General features: G+C 39.9%; 2 protein-coding genes. Both read left to right on the forward strand.

Annotated features, from left to right (window positions below; translation table 11 throughout):
• Positions 1–340 precede the first annotated feature (340 nt).
• On the forward strand, positions 341–2,710 hold the full coding sequence (locus tag QZ562_RS20050; RefSeq protein WP_293764263.1) for a TonB-dependent receptor: 2,370 nt from the start codon (positions 341–343) through the stop codon (positions 2,708–2,710).
• Between the two features lie 1,160 nt (positions 2,711–3,870).
• Positions 3,871–4,108: TetR family transcriptional regulator (locus QZ562_RS20055; RefSeq protein WP_293764266.1), on the forward strand; the 238-nt coding region annotated here is incomplete at its 3' end.

The raw sequence follows: 4,108 nt of genomic DNA on the forward strand, positions 1-4,108 counted from the left end.
ATATGTGTATTAGAGACAGGTACACGATAACCAACTGATTTTATCTGTTCTTAACAGTGAGTATTATAGTGCAGTTACTGTGTCTTACTAAAGTCTTAAAATACCAAGTCTATTCCTTTTATAAAAAATTAAATCTCATTATAAACAATGGATTAAATCTAAATATCATTTCCTGCCACACACAATAAATCGACCTAGAAGAAGCCCTGCTTTGTTTTTAATTGAACGTTCAATTAATCATGTTTGATTTTAACTGAACGTTCAATTAACATAGATTCGGTTGGCATATTATTCCCACACACTAGGAACGCTTATCAAAATACATTCAATAGGAACTTTTATGAAACCTCATTTGCCCATGAAGCAAAGCATGATCGCACTATCTGTACTATCAGTATTATCAGCTATCTCTGTAACCTCTCTGCCCGCTATGGCACAAGCGAGTAAAGAACAGCAAGCGGAAACAGAAACAGAAAAGTTAGAAACTATTCAAGTTACTGGCCGTAGCCTTTCTTATGCAAACAGCACTATCTCATCGGAAATGAAAAAACAACAAACCCCTATGACTAGCGCGTTATCTATTATCGATAACCTGCCTGGTGTCTTGGTGAATGAAGGTGACCCGTTTGGATCAGACGAATGGTCAACCAGCATTTCTATGCGTGGTTTTCAACTGGATCTAGCATCACAACAAATTGGCATGACCGTAGATGGTATTTCAAATGGTAACTCTAACTACGGTGGCGGCACTAAAGCCAGCCGCTACATCGACACCGAAAATTTACGAAGCGTTGAAGTATCTCAAGGTACAGCTGACATAAGCTCTCGTTCTAACGAAGCGTTAGGTGGAACACTTGACTTCACAACAATACGTCCACGTTTAGATGAAAAATTGACTGTCAGTACTACCCTCGGACAATATAATGCACGCAAATTCTACACCCGATACGATACGGGCGAAATTGCAAAAGACACATTCGCATGGGTCTCTATATCAACCCAGCAAAATGATGATTACATGGGTGGTTCAATAACTAACTCAAGAGATCATGCTGAAGGTAAAATAATCAGTCGCGTTGGTGAAGTCGATCTAACTGGTTATTTAAGCTATGACGACGCTGAAGAATACACGTATCAGCGTATTTACGGCCTTGGGCAATATGCGCAAGAACCTAACTGGGATGGTCTGACCAACAACTTTTCGGGGGTGCCTTATCAAGACCAAGCATTCCGTGAAACTTGGGGTACTGAACGTGAAAACCTATTTGGTTATTTACAAGCAGACTTCATGGTGAATGACGTTGAGGTGAGTTCCAACGTTTATTACCATAAAAATGAAGGTATGGGTAAATGGATGCCGTATTATATGGCCGACGTTACTGATGACGGCGCAGGTAATCCGCACTCTGAGCTAAACTCTTCAACCACAGCCTCTGGCGGCTCATCGCTGGGCAGTATTTATTTTGTTAATCGTGACGGTCAATCTTTGTCACCTAACGAAGGTTGTGTCAGCTCTATCGGCTATCCTTATGGCGGTGGTGGAGCAGAAATTGATCCTGGTTGTTATGAACAAGGGGCTATGCCTGTAAGCTCTAATCGTCATAGTAACTATAACAAAGAACGTTTTGGCGTAAACGCCGACTTCATCTGGAACACCACAATTGCGGGCATGGCAAATACTGTACGCGGTGGTTTCTGGTATGAAGATTATCAGCGTGATGAAAACCGCACGTGGCATAAAACCATTGACGCGGCAACCAGCCCTCGTTATGAAAATACTCCTTACTGGACTCAGTATAGCCGCGAGTTTCCAGTCGAGACCTTGATGTATTACGTTGAAGACGAGATAGATGCCGGTTTTGCTAAATTTCGTCTAGGTGCTAAGCAATTTAACGTTGACGTTAGTAAAGATGATCAGTTTTCACCCACAAATGACCTGAATGTGTCATCTGACTCGGACGCCCTAATATCAGCCGGGTTTGTTGCACCTCTACCCATGCGTGGTTTAGAGATATTTGGTGGTTATGCTGAAAACTTTGCAGCAATAAAAGACGGTGTTTTAGAGCGTGACGATACTGACGTGAGCCAAATAGAACCTGAAACAGCGGATAACATTGATCTTGGTTTACGCTATTCAACCCCTGGTTTCAACGCGAGCATCACTTACTACAACATAAAATTTGAAAACCGTATTACATTTGTAAGTAATGAAAGTGTTAACGGTATCGACTTCTTAGAAGCAGCTGCTGGTGGATATATTAATGACGGAGGTGTTGAGTCAGATGGTATCGAAGCATCGTTAGACTATAGTCTTACAGATAATCTGGGCATCTATGTTTCTTATACTAAGAATGATTCTACGTATACAGACGAAGCATTCCTAGGCAACACAGTTCTGGGTAGTGCTCAGGACATGGCCGTGGTTAGCTTTGATTATACCAAGGGCGACTTTTATGCAGGTTTTAGCTCCAAATATGTTGGTGAGCGCTTCCTAGACCAAGCCAATACCCAGGAAACTGACGCTTATATAGTGAGTGACTTGTACGTAGGTAAAACGGCATACGAGTTTGGCGGGGCCATCGAAAGTATGGAGTTGAGCTTCACTATAAACAATGTCTTTGACAAAAATTACCTTGGTACAATCGCACCTAATGCAGGTTGGATTGGTGCTCCGCGAACAGCAGCACTTAATCTTAAGTTTGTGATGTAAAAAACGCAGTAAAGCCACATGCGGTAATATCCGCATGTGGTTACTTTTGAGTACAAAAAGCCAGAGATATGCATGTTTAGATCATTAGCCAATTTTACATTAATGTTCACTCTCAAAGAATGGCTGATGCACTAAGCAAGTATTTTATTTAGTTCATGCTTACATCAAGATTTTACTTTTTAGTCTCATTGTCGACGATGACCATCACCCTTCTATCTTTATTGGGGATAACGTCCATACCAAAGGTATGCCGGTACTGCAGAAAAAAACCACGAATTAGGAGCACCACTAGATTTTAAAAAGTTGATAAAACAAGCTGCGTTTTACCTATTTTGCATGAGCGCTATCTTGAATGATCATTATTTTGATACTAACGAGGCCAGTAATGATTATCCACACAAAAAACTCTCGCTAATTTATACTTAACTTCTGAAATGAACCTGATGATTCGCTACACATATCCATGAATATGGCAATTACACTTTTTATCTACATAAAGAAAGCATTAAGAGTATGCACCTGATTTCATCTGAATTTTGCTTAAACCTAAATGGTATTACTACCGTACGAGTGCAGAATATTCTCAGCACCGCGAACCCAAGGACATAGGTCCTTACAGCCTTCAAAACGATGCAAAGCCAGTATTAACGGTAAAAATATGACTCACGTTGAAACAAAAGCTTGAAGAACGAATATGTATAAAATGATAGGAAATAGCCTACAGCTAACACTGAATATAGCTTTTGGCTAATTAACCCTAAAACTGTAATCGTTTATTTTCGCCTATTAAGAAACATAAAGCGAATGAACAGTATTTATAATATGGTATTAATTAGTGGTGTGAATGAGTAGTAATAACAATGATTCAGGTGAAGCCATCTGCTATGGTGAATATTTGGATTTTCCATTATAGGGAAGTTACCTCGGCCGGCGTTCTTATTTGTTATAACCCAAGATTAAAAAATGTCGGTCCAAATAAACATCGCATCAATAATTTTACCCGTCAGCTTATCTAAAGTGAGCTGAATAGTGATTCGAAAAAAGAATATTCCATGGTCACTTTAGAGATTAATGATGACGCGATGACGTACTTTAAGCACATCAGTTCGGGCTATTAAAACGCCAGAACCTTACTAATAAACTATCTATGAGAGAAAGGCATGCCAAAAGTAGGAATGGGGTCACTACGACGTCAACAACTGATTGATGCAACAATTTATGTTGTTGCTGAAGTCGGTTTGCAAGGGGCAACAATTAGTCTTATCTCTAAACGTGCAGGGATGTCATCCGGCATTATTAGCCATTATTTTGGTAATAAACATACGTTGATTGAAGCATCTGTTCAATATCTGCTTTCTCAACTGAAAATAGAGTATTCACCAGACAACCCTTATAACC

Source organism: uncultured Paraglaciecola sp. (assembly GCF_913058035.1).
Lineage (GTDB): Bacteria > Pseudomonadota > Gammaproteobacteria > Enterobacterales > Alteromonadaceae > Paraglaciecola.